19 protein-coding genes are annotated in these 17,353 nt (G+C 61.0%); 7 read left to right on the forward strand and 12 right to left on the reverse strand.

Annotation, left to right across the window (positions count from 1 at the left end):
* Positions 1–15 precede the first annotated feature (15 nt).
* Both BM438_RS21255 and BM438_RS21260 read left to right on the forward strand, forming a co-directional pair.
* The gene (locus BM438_RS21255; protein WP_200565294.1) at positions 16–366 is read left to right on the forward strand and encodes a sugar ABC transporter ATPase; all 351 of its coding nucleotides are present in this window, start codon (positions 16–18) and stop codon (positions 364–366) included.
* A gap of 166 nt (positions 367–532) precedes the next feature.
* Entirely contained in the window at positions 533–1,039 is a 507-nt protein-coding gene (locus BM438_RS21260; protein WP_093637260.1) for a metal-dependent hydrolase, read from the forward strand.
* Positions 1,040–1,352: 313 nt separating this feature from the next.
* On the opposite strand, the gene BM438_RS21265 is transcribed toward BM438_RS21260, so the two are convergent.
* The 3 genes from BM438_RS21265 to BM438_RS21275 all read right to left on the reverse strand — a co-directional run bounded on the left by BM438_RS21265 (position 1,353) and on the right by BM438_RS21275 (position 3,625).
* Positions 1,353–2,156 carry an AraC family transcriptional regulator gene (locus BM438_RS21265; RefSeq protein WP_425270743.1) on the reverse strand — a complete coding sequence of 268 codons (804 nt, stop codon included), beginning with the start codon at positions 2,154–2,156 and terminating at the stop codon, positions 1,353–1,355.
* A gap of 174 nt (positions 2,157–2,330) precedes the next feature.
* Entirely contained in the window at positions 2,331–3,266 is a 936-nt protein-coding gene (gene epsC, locus BM438_RS21270; RefSeq protein WP_093637266.1) for a serine O-acetyltransferase EpsC, read from the reverse strand.
* 125 nt (positions 3,267–3,391) lie between these two features.
* Complete coding sequence (locus tag BM438_RS21275) at positions 3,392–3,625, reverse strand: hypothetical protein (RefSeq protein WP_013590843.1); 234 nt, start codon at positions 3,623–3,625, stop codon at positions 3,392–3,394.
* A gap of 324 nt (positions 3,626–3,949) precedes the next feature.
* Between BM438_RS21275 and BM438_RS21280 the strand changes: the two genes are divergently transcribed.
* Entirely contained in the window at positions 3,950–4,402 is a 453-nt protein-coding gene (locus BM438_RS21280; protein ID WP_093637766.1) for a DUF3005 domain-containing protein, read from the forward strand.
* Positions 4,403–4,609: 207 nt separating this feature from the next.
* Positions 4,610–5,215, forward strand: a complete 606-nt coding sequence (locus BM438_RS21285; protein WP_093637269.1) for a short chain dehydrogenase — start codon at positions 4,610–4,612, stop codon at positions 5,213–5,215.
* 13 nt (positions 5,216–5,228) lie between these two features.
* Here the strand turns inward: BM438_RS21285 and araD are convergent, their stop codons facing one another.
* The 7 genes from araD to BM438_RS21320 form a co-directional block, all read right to left on the reverse strand.
* Positions 5,229–6,968: an L-arabinonate dehydratase gene (araD, locus tag BM438_RS21290; RefSeq protein WP_093637271.1), complete on the reverse strand. Its 1,740-nt coding sequence runs from the start codon at positions 6,966–6,968 to the stop codon at positions 5,229–5,231.
* Positions 6,965–7,747, reverse strand: a complete 783-nt coding sequence (locus BM438_RS21295; protein ID WP_372450148.1) for an ABC transporter permease — start codon at positions 7,745–7,747, stop codon at positions 6,965–6,967. Before BM438_RS21295 ends, araD begins: the two co-directional genes overlap by 4 nt.
* 140 nt (positions 7,748–7,887) lie before the next feature.
* Positions 7,888–8,754, reverse strand: a complete 867-nt coding sequence (locus BM438_RS21300; RefSeq protein ID WP_208620688.1) for an ABC transporter permease — start codon at positions 8,752–8,754, stop codon at positions 7,888–7,890.
* Positions 8,755–8,762: 8 nt separating this feature from the next.
* Entirely contained in the window at positions 8,763–9,842 is a 1,080-nt protein-coding gene (locus tag BM438_RS21305) for an ABC transporter ATP-binding protein (protein ID WP_093637280.1), read from the reverse strand.
* A gap of 20 nt (positions 9,843–9,862) precedes the next feature.
* On the reverse strand, positions 9,863–10,984 hold the full coding sequence (locus BM438_RS21310; RefSeq protein WP_244179425.1) for an extracellular solute-binding protein: 1,122 nt from the start codon (positions 10,982–10,984) through the stop codon (positions 9,863–9,865).
* Positions 10,985–11,317: 333 nt separating this feature from the next.
* Positions 11,318–12,262 (reverse strand): SMP-30/gluconolactonase/LRE family protein, encoded by a 945-nt coding sequence (locus BM438_RS21315; protein ID WP_093637286.1) that lies wholly within the window; start codon positions 12,260–12,262, stop codon positions 11,318–11,320.
* A gap of 84 nt (positions 12,263–12,346) precedes the next feature.
* Positions 12,347–13,288 carry a dihydrodipicolinate synthase family protein gene (locus tag BM438_RS21320; protein WP_093637289.1) on the reverse strand — a complete coding sequence of 314 codons (942 nt, stop codon included), beginning with the start codon at positions 13,286–13,288 and terminating at the stop codon, positions 12,347–12,349.
* Between the two features lie 573 nt (positions 13,289–13,861).
* On the opposite strand from BM438_RS21320, the gene BM438_RS21325 reads away from it, so the two are divergent.
* Positions 13,862–14,566 carry a helix-turn-helix transcriptional regulator gene (locus BM438_RS21325; protein WP_093637292.1) on the forward strand — a complete coding sequence of 235 codons (705 nt, stop codon included), beginning with the start codon at positions 13,862–13,864 and terminating at the stop codon, positions 14,564–14,566.
* Here BM438_RS21325 and BM438_RS21330 read toward each other — a convergent pair.
* Positions 14,550–14,867 (reverse strand): helix-turn-helix domain-containing protein, encoded by a 318-nt coding sequence (locus BM438_RS21330; RefSeq protein WP_054040665.1) that lies wholly within the window; start codon positions 14,865–14,867, stop codon positions 14,550–14,552. The genes BM438_RS21325 and BM438_RS21330 overlap by 17 nt on opposite strands.
* 154 nt (positions 14,868–15,021) lie before the next feature.
* Between BM438_RS21330 and BM438_RS21335 the strand changes: the two genes are divergently transcribed.
* Positions 15,022–15,615, forward strand: coding sequence for an acyl-homoserine-lactone synthase (locus BM438_RS21335; protein WP_093637295.1), 594 nt, complete (start codon positions 15,022–15,024; stop codon positions 15,613–15,615).
* A gap of 80 nt (positions 15,616–15,695) precedes the next feature.
* Here BM438_RS21335 and BM438_RS21340 read toward each other — a convergent pair whose 3' ends face one another.
* Entirely contained in the window at positions 15,696–16,385 is a 690-nt protein-coding gene (locus BM438_RS21340) for a FadR/GntR family transcriptional regulator (RefSeq protein ID WP_054040669.1), read from the reverse strand.
* 290 nt (positions 16,386–16,675) lie between these two features.
* Between BM438_RS21340 and BM438_RS21345 the strand changes: the two genes are divergently transcribed.
* Positions 16,676–17,143, forward strand: coding sequence for a universal stress protein (locus BM438_RS21345; protein ID WP_093637298.1), 468 nt, complete (start codon positions 16,676–16,678; stop codon positions 17,141–17,143).
* The last annotated feature ends 210 nt before the right edge of the window (positions 17,144–17,353 follow it).

Raw genomic sequence — 17,353 nt, forward strand, 5'->3', positions numbered from 1 at the left:
GCCGACGATCGGACCATGAAAAGACTTCTCCTGCTTGCTCCCGCTGCTGCCCTCACTGCTTTTCTCGCTGCCTGTGGTTCCAGCGGTCCCACCCGCGACGCGTCCCAGCCGATGATGTACGTGTCTTCGCAGCGCGCCCCTGCATATATCGCCGATTGCCTCGAAAGCAAGCTGTCACGCGTGCGAATGTCGCGCGTCGGCGACGCGACCGAGATCGCTGTTGGTTCCGATTCGAACAACTCGTATTTCGTCACGCTGACGCCGTACAACGCGGGCTCGGTGATCAAGGTGATGCATCCTGCGAATGCGCCGGACGATCCACCTGAACCGGAAATGCGCGTCGATATTGCGCGCTGTGCGACCTGAGTTTCGGGTCACTCGGCGGCGTTGTTGAGGACGACACTGAGGACCACATCGAAGGCCACGCCGATGCGCGATTTTTTATCTCGCGTGTCGGCTATTTTTTTATCTGCTCATCTGCGAACATAGCCGCCCCTTGGCTTTTATCCGGCGCGCTGCGTCGTGAGGTTCGATGGCATCCAACAAAGCACATCACGCGACTGGGTTTGCGGCCGGCGTTATCGCGGCGGCGGTTGTCGCACGCGTCGGCGGCGGTGGTTCGTTTCATATCGGCGTGCTGTTGAGTTTCATCGCCGGGGTGGCGGGGAGTACAGCGCCGGACTGGCTGGAAGTGGCGTGGTGGTCACGCGCGCGAAGGCTGTGGATTACCCATCGTACGTTGACGCATTGGGGTGTGGGGTGGGTCGCGTTGCTCGTGGGTTCCTATCATTGGCTTGGGCATTCGGTTTATGCTGCCGCGGCGTTTGGGTTTGCTTGTGGAGGGGTGATGCATCTGTTGGCCGATTGGCCGAATCCTTTGGGAGTGCCGTGGGTCGCTGCGCGGCATTCTTTGAATCTTTGGAATAGTGGGCGGTGTGATTTGATTGTTGTTGCGGGTTCTTGGGTCGCCGCGTGGTTTGTTAGTGAGCATGTCTGGTTGCATGGGGTTTCGGTTTTGCGGTTTTTGAGGGTGGGGTAGTTGTCGGCTTTTCTTTGCCTGCGCGGCGCTTTTTGTCTGTGTGCTTGGGGCTTTGGCCTTTCCTTGGTTTGTTAGTGGTCTATTAGCGTTGCCCCTGTGCGGGGCGGCACCTACTTTTCTTTGCCGCCGCAAAGAAAAGTAGGCAAAAGAAAGCGGCTAGAAGCCCCTGCTAAGTGGGCATCGTGGTCTGCACAGGGTAGTGGTGCGACTGGAATCTGTGTTCGTGCCCGTGCATAAGCTTGTGACAAGGGTGTCATTCTTCCGGCGGCGCTGCGCGCGCCGAAGCGTTGTTCTTAACCCCGTTTGGTACGCTTTATCGCCGCTTCGCGGCTGCGTAGTTGGCAGGGGTCATGCCCATCAATCGCACGAATGCTCGGGTCATATGGCTCTGGTCGGCAAAGCCCGCTGCAGCTGCCGCGTCTGCCAATGTCGTGCCGCGTGCGATCAGTTGTCTCGCAAGTATTACCCGGCGCTGCATTCTGTATGCGTGCGGTGGTAATCCCATCTCATACGCAAAGCCCCTCAGTAGCTGGAAGCGGCTCATGCCGGCCTCAGTAGCAAGGTCGGTCAACGTAAGCGGTGATGAAGGGTCGTCGTCGATCCTAGCCCTCGCTCTCGCAATCGGACTCAAGGTCTGTGCCAACCTCGGACGTGTGTGCGTCGTCGCGTGAGTTCGAAGTAGATACCCAAGCAACTCGAGCATCGTCTCCTCTCGGATCAAGTCGTCCGGCACGGATTGCGCTTCCACCGATACTGTGAACAGGCGCTCGAAGAGTATCTTCAGTTGTGGGTCGTGTGCCACCGGTTGCGTTAGTTCGATCTCGTGTGTGGCCGTGCCACTTAACTCGATCGCTGCGTCGCTTAGCATCGACGGCTCGAAATACAGCATGCGCCATGCGCGTCCGCGCTCGTCGAGCGGGCTGCCGTCGTGTACCTCTCCAGGGTTCACCATGATCGCGTCGTTCGCTCGTGCTTCTACTACACCGCGGCCGCTTGATGATCGGTGTCCGCCCGTGAAGATCACGCCTACCCCGAAGCGGTCGTGTGAGTGGCGCGGAAACGAATGCGCCGTTTCGGCTACCGTCGCTTCGACGCCGGCGATCGCGCAGCGAGGCATGTGAACGCGGCCGCGTGACATGGGACGCCGCTCAGAAGTTAACTTGCGTTCCGCGCGGAACAACGCGCGGCGGTGTGCACGCTGAATCACGCAGCGAACCGTATGCAGATCGCCAGAGCGCCCCGCGCGCCAAGCCACGCGGCAAAGTGCGAGATGCCGCCTGAGCCAGCCCGCTCATCGACCGCCCCCTTCGTCCGTGCCCGAGCGCTCGCCCTCGCGGATCTTGCCTTGCGAAACGCTGCTGCCCGGTGGCACGCTGTGCGTTAGCCACACATTGCCGCCGATCACCGAGCCGCGTCCGATCGTCACGCGTCCGAGAATCGTCGCGCCGGCGTAAATCACGACGTCGTCTTCAACAATCGGATGGCGCGCGTTGCCCTTGACCAGCGTGCCGTCAACATCGGCAGCAAAGCTCTTCGCGCCGAGCGTCACGGCCTGGTAGACACGCACGCGCTCGCCGATGATCGCGGTCTCGCCGATCACAACGCCTGTGCCGTGGTCGATAAAGAAACTCGGGCCGATGGTCGCGCCCGGGTGAATGTCGATGCCGGTCGCCGAGTGCGCGATCTCGTTGATGAAGCGCGCGAGCAAAGGCACGCCGAGGCGGTGCAGCGCGTGCGCAAGACGATGGTGCGTCATCGCCCACACGCCCGGATAACACAGCAGAATTTCAGTGATGTGCTGCGCAGCCGGGTCGCCGGTGAACGCGGCCTGGATATCGCTGACCAGCAACGCGCGAATACCGGGCAACTGCGTGCCGAACTCGCGCGCGACGTTGAACGCGCGCTCCTTCAGATCCGCATCGGGCGTTTCGCCGAACTCGGGCAGAAAGCGCAAGGCACGGCGAATCTGTTCGGCAAGCAATCGCAACGTGCTTTCGAGCGTGTGGCCGACGTAGTAGTCGACAGTTTCGTCAGTTAGATCGGGGGCGCCGTAATGCGTGGGAAACAGCGCCGCGCGCAAGCCGGTGACAATCCCGATCACCGCCTCGCGCGACGGCAGCTCGCGAATGCCGAGCGGATGCCGCGTGCGATGCAGTTCTTCACGCGACGCGCGCAGGTCCGCGACGATCTGTTCGAGACCCCAGTTATGGGCAGGCACATTAGGCATAAAAGGACAGCGCCGCGCGATAGGCGCGGTTCAGAGTGATTGTCCCAAGAGATTACCGCGTTTTGCCGCGGCTCGCGCAACGTCGCGCTGCTGCCCGGTATGCAGGGCCGCGCGTGGCGGGCGGTTCAGATGGTCACGCTGCTCGCATCGATCCAGCGCACGGCCCAGTCGCGCGCGTGCGCGATGGCGGTGGCCTCGTCAGGGAAACGCAAGTCGGTGGGGAAAAAACGGTTGGCGACCAGTTCGCCGTCGCTCGAGCGGGAGATGACCACATAAGGTTGCCAGCTGCCGTCGCCCGCGCGCGCCGGTGCGCAATTCAGCAAGTAGCCGCGATGTGTGAATGCAGCATCGAAATGCATGTGTCACCCGCCCTGACGGCCCCGTAAGATGTTTTGAGTAGCGCGCGTCTGTTCGTTGCCGGCTATGTAAAAACAGCCGGACGCATGTCGCCGATTTAACCGCGCTTCGCGCGTCGGAGTAAGATCATACTCTGTAGAAAATAGGCGTCCATTAAAAAAAACGAAAAGAATCGCGGACGCAATCGTCACGTGAAATGCCCGCATATGTCATTGCACATAAACTGCGAGGCAAGCGCGGTACAACTCACGCACACAAAGAGGTTGTGCGAGGCGGAACAGGTTTTGCTGCACTTCAACCATGTCCTCTTCAATGGAGAATGCATGATGAACAGCGATATCAACAAGCCGGCAGACGCCGGCAAGCAGCCGCGCACCACCGGCCCGAGCACAACGGAACTGCATAACGACCGCACGCATGACAGCACGGTCGACACCGACGGCAAGAATCTCGAGGCCGCCCGCATAGCCGGTCACAGTCCGATCTCGCCGGACGAGATTACGACGACCAACGCGACCCTGGTCAACAGCGTGCCTGAGGCGCACGACGGCATGGCCGGCTTCGACAGCCGGGTTGGCGGCAATCATCTGCTACTGGCACTCGAGCCGGGCTGCACGGTCATCGACAAAGGCATGGTCGCGCCGCAAGGCGTCGATTCGGAAGATGATCTGTTCGACGACCCGCGCCCGATCCGCAGCCGCCGCGAACGTGGCCGCATGCATTTCGCCCTCAATCATCTGCGTCCCACGCGTGTGATTGAATTACTTCGGGTGAAGTAACTATTCGCGCGGCGCGTATTTGTTTGAAATACGCCGCCAGCGCCGATTAATCAGTCCATTCAAAAGCGCGCACCGTTTGAATGACGGTGCGCGTTTCGTTACGGATTAGAAACTCAGGGTTGCAGGACCTGCAAGCCGAACGGGCTTTTTCCGCCGATCGCTGGCCGACACAATTGACTGCACGTCCAATACCAAACGGAGCAGCAGATGAAAAAGATTGTCGTAATAGGCGCAACCGGCACGATCGGCCAGGCAGTGAGCGCAGCATTGAAAGCACGCCATGAAGTCATCGAAGTGGGTGCGACGCGCGGCCAGTATCGCGTGGACAGCACCGACCCGGCCAGCATCGAGCGGCTCTTTGGCGAGATTGGTCAAGTCGACGGCATCGTCACCACCACCGGCAAGGTGCATTTCGGCCCGCTGCCGGAAATGACCGTCGAGCAGTTTTGGGTCGGTCTGCGCGACAAGCTGATGGGTCAGATCAATGTGGTGCTGGGTGCCCAGCGATACGTGAATGACGGCGGCTCGTTCACGCTGACGAGCGGCATTGTCGGCGACGAACCAATTCGCGAAGGCGCGAATGCAACCACGGTCAATCTGGCCCTGGAAGGTTTCGTGCGCGGCGCCGCGATCGAATTGCCTCGCGGCATCCGCATCAACGTGGTGAGCCCGACCGTGCTCACCGAAGCGATGGGTGCTTATGCGCCCTACTTCCGCGGCTTCGAGCCGGTCACCGCCGAACGTGCCGCGCAGGCCTATTTGCGCAGCGTGGAAGGCGCGCAAACGGGCCGCGTGTATCGCGTGGGGTATTGAGCCTTCAGCAAGCTCAGTGAATCTCCGGCTCGCCGCTTGCATCCGCCTGCGCACCGCCGCGCTGCAGGAAATCGAAGTCGCAACCTTTGTTCGCCTGCAGCACGTGCGCCTGATGCAAGGCGCCGTAGCCGCGCGTAAACCGCGGCTCGGGTCTGACCCAGGCGGCCTTGCGGCGCGCCAGTTCTTCCTCCGCTACGAGCATGTTGAGCTTGCGCCGCGGCACGTCCAGTTCGATCAGATCGCCACTCTGCACGAGCGCAAGCGGGCCGCCGACAAACGACTCCGGCGCGACGTGCAATACGCACGCGCCGTAGCTCGTCCCGCTCATCCGTGCATCAGAGATACGCACCATATCGCGCACGCCCTTTTGCAGCAGTTTCCGCGGGATCGGCAGTTGCCCCCACTCGGGCATGCCAGGCGCGCCCACCGGGCCCGCGTGCTGCAGCACGATCACGCAGGTCTCGTCGATGTCGAGCGCTTCGTCGTCGATGCGCGCGGCCATGTCGTTGTAGTCCTTGAACACCACGGCGCGGCCGGTGTGCACAAGCAAGCGCGGCTCGGCGGCGCCGGGTTTGATTACGGCGCCGTCGGGCGCGAGATTGCCGCGCAGCACCGCAAGGCCGTTATTGGGCAGGAGCGGCGCGCTGCGGCGGCGGATCACCTCGTCGTTGAAAATCGTCGCGCCTTCGAGGTTCTCGCCGAGCGTGCGGCCGTTCACCGTTTTCTGCGAGCGGTCGATCAGGTCGCCCAGTTCGGCGAGCATGGCCGGCAAACCTCCCGCGTAGAAAAAGTCCTCCATCAGATACGCGCCGGTCGGACGAATATTCGCCAGCACCGGTGTGCGGCGCGAAATGTCGTCATAGCGATCGAGCGTCAGTTCGATCCCGGCGCGGCGTGCGAGCGCGATCATATGCACGATCGCGTTGGTCGAGCCAGAGAGCGCGAGGCAGGTGGTCACCGCGTTATCGATTGAACCCGCGGTGATCAGATCGGAAGGCTTCAAGTCCTCCCACACCATCTCGACGATACGCATGCCGGTTTTCGCCGCCATCTGCGCGTGCCGCGAATCCACGGCAGGAATGGAAGCGAAACCTGGCAGCGTGAAGCCGAGCGCTTCGGCAGCGCACGTCATGGTCGACGCGGTGCCCATTGTCATGCAATGCCCCGGCGAGCGCGCAATGCCGCCTTCAATACCTTGCCAGTCCGATTCAGTGATCGTGCCCGCGCGCAACTCTGCCCAATACTTCCAGCTGTCCGATCCGGAACCAAGCGTCACACCGTTCCAGTTGCCGCGCAGCATCGGACCGGCCGGCAGAAAGATCGCCGGCAGATCCATCGAGATCGCGCCCATCAGCAAGGCAGGCGTGGTCTTGTCGCATCCGCCCATCAGCACGACGCCATCGGCGGGATACGAACGCAGCGTCTCCTCGGCTTCCATGGCGAGGAAGTTGCGATAGAGCATCGTGGTGGGCTTCTGGAACGGCTCGGCGAGCGTCTGCACGGGCAGTTCGACCGGAAAGCCGCCTGCCTGCCAGATGCCGCGTTTCACTTCCTCCACACGTTGCTTGAAATGCGTGTGGCAAGTATTGATCTCGCTCCATGTGTTGAGGATCGCGATCACCGGTTTGCCCGCGTATTCCTCGCGGCTGTAGCCCATCTGGGCGGTACGCGAGCGATGGCCGAACGAGCGCAGATCGTTCAGGCCGTACCAGCGGTGGCTGCGCAGTTCTTCAGGTTTCTTTCGCTTCGTCAACGTCTTTGCTCCTTCACGCGCGACACGATCTGTGTCGGGCTGACGAACTGCAGCGCAATCAGCACCCAGATCAACGTGATCGCCATGTAGATCATCGCCATCGCGTCGATCGATTGCGGCGCACGCACGCCAGTTGAAAATACAGCGTAGTACAAGGCGACCACGAGCGTTTGCGTCGCGGGGCCAGCTGTAAAGAATGTCAGTTCGAACATGCCGATGGTGCGCACCAGTACGAGCAGCCCGGCCGCCAGCATGCCGGGCACCAGCAGGGGCAGCAGCACATAGCGGAAATAGCGAAACGTGTTCGCGCCGAAAATGCGCGCCGCCGCTTCGAGATTGGGATCGATCTGCTCGATGAACGGCGTCATCACCAGAATCACGAACGGAAGCGCCGGCACGAGATTCGCAAGAATCACGCCGCTCAATGTTCCCGCAAGGCCGACTTTGTACATCACGGTGGCCATCGGAATGCCGTAGGTCACGGGCGGCACCATCAGGGGCAACAGGAAAATCAGCATCGCCATGCGCTTGCCGCGAAACTGCACGCGGGCGAGCGCATACGCAGCGGGCACGCCGAGTACAACCGACAAGACCACCACCGCGCCGACCACTTCGACGGTGACCCACAACACGCTCGCCAGTTGAAAATCGCTCCACGCCTGCGCGTACCAATGCAGCGTAAAACCTTGCGGCAACAAGGTGCCGAACCAGCGGGTCGCCAGCGAATTTACCGCGACGGTCGCAATCAGCAGCACCACGTTGACGAGAAAAAACACCATCGCGCCCCACACCAGCACCTGCCAGATGCGGCCCGGCACGCTGGCGCGCTGCTTCACGCGCTTGCTGGGTTGCTGGGCGCCGTCGTTGTTTTCCTTCGACGCGGACCACGAAGGATGCGCGGCGTGGTGATCGCTAGCCATCAGCCTTTGCCTCCCGTCACCGGACCGCTATAGAAGAAGCGGCGCGCGCCGAGCATGGCGACAACCACCAGCAGTTGCACGAAGCCCATCACCATCGCAATCACCGAAGCAAGCGAATAGTCGTAGCTTTCGAACGCGGCTTCGGCTGCGGCGATCGACATCACGCGCGTCGGACCCGCAGGGGCGCCCAACAGCACCGCCGACGGAAACACCGAGAACGCCTGCACGAACGACAAACAGGCGGCCATCGTTAAACCAGGCACCAGCAGCGGCAAATAGATTCGACGGAACTGCTGCCACGGACTCGCGCCGAGCGTGGCGGCAGCGCTCGCGAGCGTCGGATCGATGCCGGTCACGTAGGACAGCGTCAGCAGAAACGCAAACGGAAAGCCCGACACGATCAGCGAGATCAACACGCCCCAGAAGTTATGCGTGAGGCGCACTTCATTCGTGTACAGATGCAATCCGTGCAACGCCTGCGGAAACCAGCCATTCGGGCCAAAGTACGTGAGCATGCCGTCGGCGATCAGCACGGTGCCGAGCGTGACAGGAATCACCAGCAGCGTCGTGATGAGCTTCTGATAGGGCGAATTGCGGCGCAGCGCGAACGCCACCGGAACCGACACGCCAACGTTAATCAGCGTCGCCGGCACGGCGAGCTTGAGCGTGACGAGAATGGTCGGCCACATCGACGTGTCGGTGAAGAACGTCAGATAGTTGGCCCACAGGCCGCCCCCGTTCATCGGCCGGAACGACAGCACCAAACCATACGCAAACGGATAGATGAACAACGCCACGATGAAAATCAAAGCCGGCGCGACCAGCCACGCCTTGGCATCGCGCGGTGCGAGCGGCGGCGACAGCATGGGCGTGTTCAAGCAGCCTCTCCGTCATAGACGAGCGCACGTGACGGCTGCACACGCAGACTGATGCGCTCGCCCTCTTCGAATTCGCCCGCGACGCGCGCCCACAAATCGCCGAAAGCGGTCTCCACCCGCAGCAGTGAATCGTGCCCGCCGTATTCCACGGTGGTCACCAACGCGTCGAAGGCGTTTTCCACGCCAGGTGCTGCGCGCTCCATATCTTCAGGGCGCAGCGCAACGCTCACGCGCTTGCTGTTGAAACCGGCCATCGGCGTGCCGATCAGACGCACACCATTCGCGCTCACGGCAACCCCATCGCCTTGCGTGCTTTCGAGCGTGAATTCGGCTACGTTTCGATAGCCCATGAAACGCGCGACGTGCAAATTTTGCGGCCGCGTGTAGACCTCTTTCGGAGTGCCGACCTGCTGCACCACACCCTCTTTCATCACGACGATGCGATCGGCCATGGAAAGCGCTTCGTCCTGATCGTGCGTCACATAGAGCGTCGCGCGTTCGAGCTGACTGTGGATGCGGCGAATCTCAGCACGCATTTCGATGCGTAGTTTCGTATCGAGATTCGACAGCGGTTCGTCCATCAGAATCAGTGGCGGTTCGATCACGATCGCGCGCGCAATTGCCACGCGCTGCTGCTGACCGCCCGACAGTTGTCCGGGCAGCTTGCGTTCATGACCGACCAACTGTACGAGCTGCAATGCTTCGCGCGCCCGGCGCATGGCCTCGCTCTTACCGACGCCACGCATCTTCAAGCCGAAGCCGACGTTATCCAGCACACTCATATGCGGAAACAGCGCGTAGTTCTGAAACACCATGCCGAAGCCGCGCTTTTCCGGCGGCAGCACGTCGATGCGTTTATCGTCGAGCCAGATGCCGCCACCGCTCAAGGGCTGCAAACCGGCGATGCAATTGAGCGCCGTCGATTTGCCGCAACCCGAAGGTCCGAGCAACGCAATGAACTCGCCACGCTGGATATTCAGATCGAGTCCTTGCAGCGCCGCGACCGCCTGGCCCTCCGCATTCGTGAAACTGCGGCTCACCGAATCGAGCCGCAACTGCTCAAAGTGATGCTTCATGGCGGTTTCCTGATACGCGGCTACTTGGTCTTCTGCGCGCCGACGTCGCTGTCCCATTTCTTGAAGGCCGCGACCATTGCGGTGGCGTTCAGCGGCAAAACATGCGGACGTTCAGCCAGCAGCTTTGCATACTCCGGCCGCCCATATTTCTTCAGCACATCCTGGCTGTGCGCGGGCGCCTGCTCGATGCTTACGCCCTTGATTGCCGGCCCGGGATAGAAATAACCGTCGTCATAGGTCATGGCTTGCTGTGCCGGTTCGAGCATGAAGTTCATCAGCTTGTAGATCACGTCGAGTTTTTCCTTCGGCACGCCCTTCGGAATCACCATGAAGTGCGCGTCGTTCACCCACGTCATGTTGTCAAATGCCTGCACGCGGAATTCCGCCGGAACGATGCCGAGCGCGCGTGGGTTGATGTCCCAGCCGGTCACCGTCACGGTCATGTCGCGCGTACCCTCGCCGAGTTCTTTCATCACCGCCGAGGTGCCGCCAGGATAGTAAGGAATGCAATCGTTCAGCTGCTTGAGAAAGGCCCACGTCTTGTCCCAGCCGTGAATCGGATCTTGCGGATCCTTGTCGCCAAGCACATAAGGCAGGCCCATCAGGAACGTGCGGCCGGGACCGGAGTTCGCCGGCCGCGCGTAGATCAGCTTGTCCGGATGCGCCTTGCACCATTGCAGGAGTTGCTCAGGCGTTCTGGGCGGATCGGTCACTTTGGCGGGGTTGTATTCGAGCAACGGACCGGCCGGCATATAGGCGACCTCGAGACCAAAGCCTTGAGCAAGGTCCTGCATCTTGCGCGGACCGGGCGCGTATTTGTCGAGCACGCCTGGGAAGGCCGCGGCATTGTCCGGCAATAACTTCATCCACAGATTCTGTTCGATGCCGGCAGCCAGTGCGTCGGTGCCCGTCAGGACGAGATCGATGTCGGAGCGGCCCGCGGCCTGCATTGCCTTGATCTTGCCCGGCAACTGCGGCGCGGGCGCGTTGGTGAACGTGAGATTGGCGACGAGATTCGGATACTTCGCCTTGAAGGCTTCGAAGCCCTTCTGCGTGAGTTGAAGGTCGCCGGCTACATCGACGATATTGAGCGTTACCGGATCGGCCGCATGCGCGGTGGACCCCAATGCGGCGCTTGCCATGAGACATACGGACACCAGCCTGAGCGCCAACCTGCCTGAAACAGTCATTGCGTCTCCTCGCTTCTTGGTATGGAAGTCCGCCGGCCAGATGTGCTGCTGGCGGTGTCTCTCTACCAATGGAACATAGCGAAGCGGAACTGCCGATGTCAAGCAAATACTCACCACTGGGTTTTACCCCAAAAATTGGCTATTTTTGCGCGGAATCCTTTTGGTTCAACGGTTTGCGCGCGGTATCCAAGGGCAAACCCGGAGTTAGCAGGCGCTGGGCACAACGAGTTGTCTGGCAACATGAACTTGTACTGCGCACTCAGGCTGCCCGCACGCCTTGCGCCCTCACCCGCCCTGGACGCCCTCCGTATTCACATACAACGAATACAAGCCGTGGCTCGCCGCCATGAACAACCGGTTGCGATGACGTCCGCCGAAGCACACGTTCGCGCAGCGCTCCGGCAACGCGATATGGCCGATCGGCTCGCCTTGCGACGTGAAGACGCGCACGCCGTCGAGTTCGTCGGTGCCCATGCCCCAGCCGCACCAGAGATTGCCGTGTGTGTCGACGCGAAAGCCGTCGGGCGTACCCGGACCGGCATCGATCAGCACGCGGTTGTTCGACAGCACGGCGCCCTTGCTGCTGACGTCGACATCGAACGCGCGAATCTTGCGCGGCACGCCACGCGATTCGACGATGTACAGCACAGACTCATCCGGCGAAAACGCGAGGCCGTTCGGACCCAGCACGTCGTCGGCGACCATCGTCACCTCGCCCGATTGGCCGTCGATCCGGTACACGCACGCGGGCAATTCCGACTCCTGCCGCTCGCCCTCATAAAAGCTGTCGATGCCGAAGGTCGGATCGCTAAACCAGATCGAACCGTCCGACTTCACGATCACGTCATTCGGCGAGTTGAAACGCTTGCCGAGGTAACGGTCGGCGAGCACGGTAATCGAGCCGTCGTACTCGGTCCGCGTGACGCGCCGCGTCAGGTGCTCGCAGGTCACGAGGCGGCCCTGGCGATCACGCGTGTGGCCGTTCGCATTGTTCGACGACTGGCGAAACGTGGTCACCGCGCTGCTAGTTTCGTCCCAGCGCAGGATACGGTCATTGGGAATGTCGCTCCACAGCAGGTAGCGGCCGTCGCCGAACCAGACCGGCCCTTCTGACCAGCGCGCGCCCTGATACAGACACTCGACGGAAGCAGACGCCAGGATCAGCGACGTGAAGCGCGGATCGAGAACGCGAATGGAGGGATCGGGATAGCGTCGGCTGGTGTCGGTCATGCGTAGGCTTTGGACGATGGAAGTTGAGGGGAAGATGGGGCGCAGCGCGCCGCGCACGCACTTGTAACCGCGGCCGCTGCGAGGTCAATGCGACGCCGGCTTCTGCGCGAGCTGACGCTCCAAGGCGAGCAGAATCTGCGTCGCATGATCGATCTTCGCATGATGTTCGGGCGGCGTCGAACTGAGTAGCGGCAAGATCGGCCCCATGTCGGCAATCTTTGAAAACGTGACTGCATCATGCAACACACGGATCAACGAGATTTCGTCACGCAGCGTTTCGAGCGGCAGGAAAGCCTCATAGAGACGCTGCGCTGTGTCGGCATCGCCGATTCTGACGGCTTGCAGCAACGCCATGACCATACGTGGCGCAATGCATCCCGAACCCGTCGTCCATGCGGCCAGACCGAACTCGCGCAAATGGACGAGCGCTGGCCGCTCGCCCATGCCCGACACCACCTTGGCCGCAGGCACGGATTGCACGAGTCGGCGCAGATACGGATCCTCCGCAGGATTGTCGCGGACGATCGCGTATTTGACGGCCAGCAGCGTGCCACGCTCGATCAATCGCGCGAGCGTGTCGAGCTCCACGTAGTTTTCGCTCTTGATGTACATAGTGAGCGGCATGCCCGCCGCCTCGGCGATGCGCGTGAGCCCGGCTTCCACGCCTTCGGACGTCGTAAATCCGCTCAGCGGCAACACCATCGCCGTACGGTAGCGGGTTTGCGCAAGGATACGGGCCTGATCGAGCATTTTCCCGTAGTCGGGACCGATTGACGGGATCACGCGCGTGCCTGCACTGGCTGCGCCCGCCAGCATATCCAGCAAGTCCCGATACTCGCTGACGGTCACGTGGTAGAGGTTCGCATTGCCGCCGTACAGCAAGGTGCGCACGCCGCCAGCCTCGATGTGGCGAATCAGAGCACGGTTTTCGGCGACGTCCAGCGTGTAGTCGGCACGGCGGGCGAGCGGCGGCACGGCCATCACCGATGCGACGAACTCACTGTCGAGAATCGGGGATTCGTTCATGACGCCTCAGACATACGGGGACCGGGTGTTCAAGTTAGCATCGGGTTCGCAATGTTGTCAAACAACCTACGTATGGTTGTCATCGCGAGATCTCACGTCGAATTCGATGCGAAGGAGCCGAAGCTGGCAAAGCGCGGCGTGTCGCTTTCGTATGACAATAGACGGTGACAGGCCGCTGTTAGAGAATAGAGAAGGGCCAGGTGGAAATTGTCAATTTGATAATTGGCGTGGTTTTGTCCGGAATCTCGACACGCGCAGTCATTCAAAGTGGTTTGACAATAATGTTGCAAATCAAAAGCATCAAAAACGCCGCTACGAGAAAATTACCCACTTTATCGACCCGTGAATGTTAATCAGGTCGAAGAAATCCGATATAAGGAGTAATTCGTTCGCCTGGTAGCAGAACCAGTGCTGGTGGCGCTTCTTTAGAAATCGCCCTCGGCTTGCGAAATAATTTTTAGTGATAGATTGTGAAGATAAAAACAGCCGGACGGATCGCCGTACCGCAATTAACCGCAACGGGACGTTTGCGAGTCTGAGAGAACCAAATTGTCGCTACATTTTATCGAGGAAATGGCACCGCTACTGAACGCCGCAGATGAAGCGGAATGGTTCGGCGCGATCGCGGGCCTGGCCGACACATGGGGCTTCGACAGGCTTCTGATTGCCATGCTGCCGCGCCCGACCATTCGCCTTGAAGACGCCTATGTGCGGAGCACCTACGCACCGGCCTGGCGACGCACCTACGACGAGCAGGGGCTCGTCCATATCGACCCGACTGTCTCGCATTGCGCGACACGCGCCACGCCGCTGATCTGGTCGCCGGACATTTTTACGACCGCACCGCAGCAATCGATGTATGAGGAAGCCCGCTCGCACGGCCTGCGCGCCGGTGTGACGTTGCCGATTCATGGGCCGAACCAGGAAGCCGGCATGATGTGCTTCGTGAATGACAGCAATCCGACTGAGGCGTTCTGGCGCCACGTCAACGTTGCGTTGCCGAATCTGGTGTTATTGCGCGATCTGGTAATCGATACCAGTCAGCGCCATTTGAATACGCACGCTCAGACTTTATTGCCCAAGCTCACGCCGCGCGAACGCGAATGCCTGAAATGGACCGCGCGCGGCAAATCCACCTGGGAAATCTCCCATATCCTGAGCTGCTCGGAAGCCGTGGTGAACTTCCACATGAAGAACATCAGGACCAAATTCGGTGTGAATTCGCGGCGCGCGGCGGCCGTGATCGCCGCGCAGTTGGGGCTTATTGACCCGGGTTGAGCAAGGCGGCGGCGTCGCGGCTGTACAGCACCCGCTCGGCCCGCCCGAGATCGGCGTCGGAAACGGTTTTGGTGAAGTAGAGGCCCAGCAGGATCGACACCGGCGCCGGAATTTCGGCCCCCGATTCGAACCGGCTGCCACGCGACTGCGTCACGCCAAAGCGTGCCCAGAAGCGGCGCTGGCTCTCCTTCTTCTTCTTGCGGTAGGCAATGATCAGAACACGATCCACCGCCGATGACGGCTCTGCCGGGCGGGTTTGGATCGAAGGTTGCGCTTGCCAGTGGTTTTCGAGAAGTTCCATTTTTGTGTCCCGTCGGTTGAGGGCTGAGGCTTGTCTCGAATTCTGCGTTATCCGATAAGCATGCACACCTATCCAGGTAGGTAGGTGGCGGAAAGATTCAAAATGCATAAGTTTTCTTGCGTATTGGGTACCCCAACACGTTCAGGAGAACGTCATGCAAACAGCAATTCGGATTGGAATGCGGCAGGAATTCGACAACGCGGACATCAACGAGATGTACCGTCTGCGGGCTCGGGTATTTCACGGGCGGCTCGGGTGGGATATCCCGACCATCGCGGGCATGGAAATCGACGGCTACGATGCCCTCGGGCCCCATTACATGCTGATTCAGGGCGACGATCGGCACGTGCGGGGCTGCTGGCGCCTGATGCCGACGGAAGGCCCGAACATGCTCAAGGACACCTTCCCGCAATTGCTCCATGGCGCGGATGCGCCGGTCGGGCGGCATATCTGGGAACTGAGCCGGTTTGCGATCGAAACCAGCGGCGAGGAACAGTCGTTCGGCTTTGCCGACCTGACGATGCAGGCGATTCACGAACTCGTGACGTTCGCTGACCGGATGGGCATCACCCGCTATGTCACGGTGACCACCACGCCGATCGAACGGCTGCTGCGCAAGACCGGGATCGACATCAGCCGGCTCGGATCACCCCTGCAGATCGGCGTGGAACGGGCCGTGGCGCTGGATATCGCGGTCAGTCCGAAGACCCGCACCGCCCTGTTCGGGCCGATGGCTGCCGCCGCCTGACGTCTTGACACGACTGGGGCGGCGCTTGCGACAGCCCGGCTACCTGATATTTGCGACCCGCGGAGGAGACACGCGGGATATCAGGAACCGAACATCCGCTCGAGCGCATTCTCGAGATGCGCGCGCATCGCCTTCCCCGCAGCGGGGCCGTCCTTACGGCGGATCGCCTCGAGCACGGCCATATGTTCGGCTTGCACGAGCCGCTGCCGCTCCACCGTTTTCACAAGCGAAAGATTGCGCGACAGATTCATGCTGAACAGAATCTGCTCTTCAATGAACGACATGACCGTGATGAAAAACGGGTTCTTCGAGGCGCGCGCCACCGCCAGGTGGAACATGAAATCGTCCTGCGCGCCGATGCCCCGGGTTTCGATGATCCGTTCCAGCTGGTCCCATGCATGCTGGATCGCGGCGATATCGTCCGCATCGGCTTTGAGCGCTGCCTGTTCGGCCGCGCCGGCTTCGGTCACGATGCGAAATTCATAGCAGCGGCGGATGTCGGACAGCGTTTCGAGCGGCGCAAACCGCCGCACATCCGGGTCTGGCCGCCGCGCGACCGTGGTGCCCGAACCGTGCCGCGTCATGATGATCCCGTCCGCCCGCAGCCGCGCCAAGGCCTCGCGCACGGTGGGCCGCGACGTCGCAAAGCGTTCGGCCAGCGCATGCTCGGTAGGCAGCCGCTCGCCCTCCTTGTACTCGCCTTCAAGAATGCGATTGAGGATGTCGCCGTAGATCTTGTCGGGCAAGCCCGTCGTTTTGCGCTCGTTCATCAGCGGTGCTGAAGCAGCTTGTCTGAGTAGGTCCTGATTGTAAGGCAAACCTGACCCTATCTTGATCTGATAGATGCGCCCCGGCTTGACAGGAATGCCGCAAACGCTTGCTGCGCGGTGTTTGCCGGGAAGCGTGCAGTTATCGCAAAATTTGACAAGTATTTGATTTACATCCTGTCAGGATGCACCTTTTTCAGCGATCATTTAAGCTGGCATCCGTAATAAATCGTCAATAAGTCCGGCCGTACGCAACGGCCGCGGCATCCCAATCTTTCAGACGCGGAGTCGATATGTACACACGCATCCTCGTAGCGGTCGACGGCAGCCACACCTCGCGCCGCGCATTCGAAGCAGCGCTCGCGCTCGCGAAATCCACCGGCGCTGTCATGCAACCGCTGTACGTCGTCGAAAACACACCGATGTATTTCGAAGCGCCGGGTTATGACCCGTCCATTCTGCGCAACCGCCTCGTCGAAGAGGGTAAAGAACTCTGCGCGGAATTCGCCTTGGCCATGGCAGCGCAAGGCGTCAAGGGGGAGCTCATTGTGGGCGAGGCCTCCTCCCTCGATGACGTTTCAGTGGTCGTGCTAAAAGCGGCCGCTGACTTCAACGCCGATCTGCTCGTGATGGGCACGCATGGCCGGCGCGGTTTTCAGCGCCTGATTCTCGGCAGCGTCGCGGAGCGCTGCGTGCGTCAGGCGACCTTGCCTGTACTGCTGATCCCCTCTGCGGCCGGCAAGGTCAGTGAAGTCGCCTGAACGCGTGGTAACACACATTGCAAAGCGTGTGCTCGCCGCATTGGGGGCACGCGCGGCTGCAGTTGCGATACATCCAAAATCCGAGCGGAGCATCTTCGCCGCGATACATAGCAGTCCATAGCCACAAGCAGCAATGCAAGCGTGACATCGCTCAAGATGCCTAACTGCGCGAACGCGTCATTTTGCCGCTAAACGGGGGGCATCGGCGGT

It is taken from the genome of Paraburkholderia aspalathi, assembly GCF_900116445.1.
Taxonomy (GTDB): domain Bacteria; phylum Pseudomonadota; class Gammaproteobacteria; order Burkholderiales; family Burkholderiaceae; genus Paraburkholderia; species Paraburkholderia aspalathi.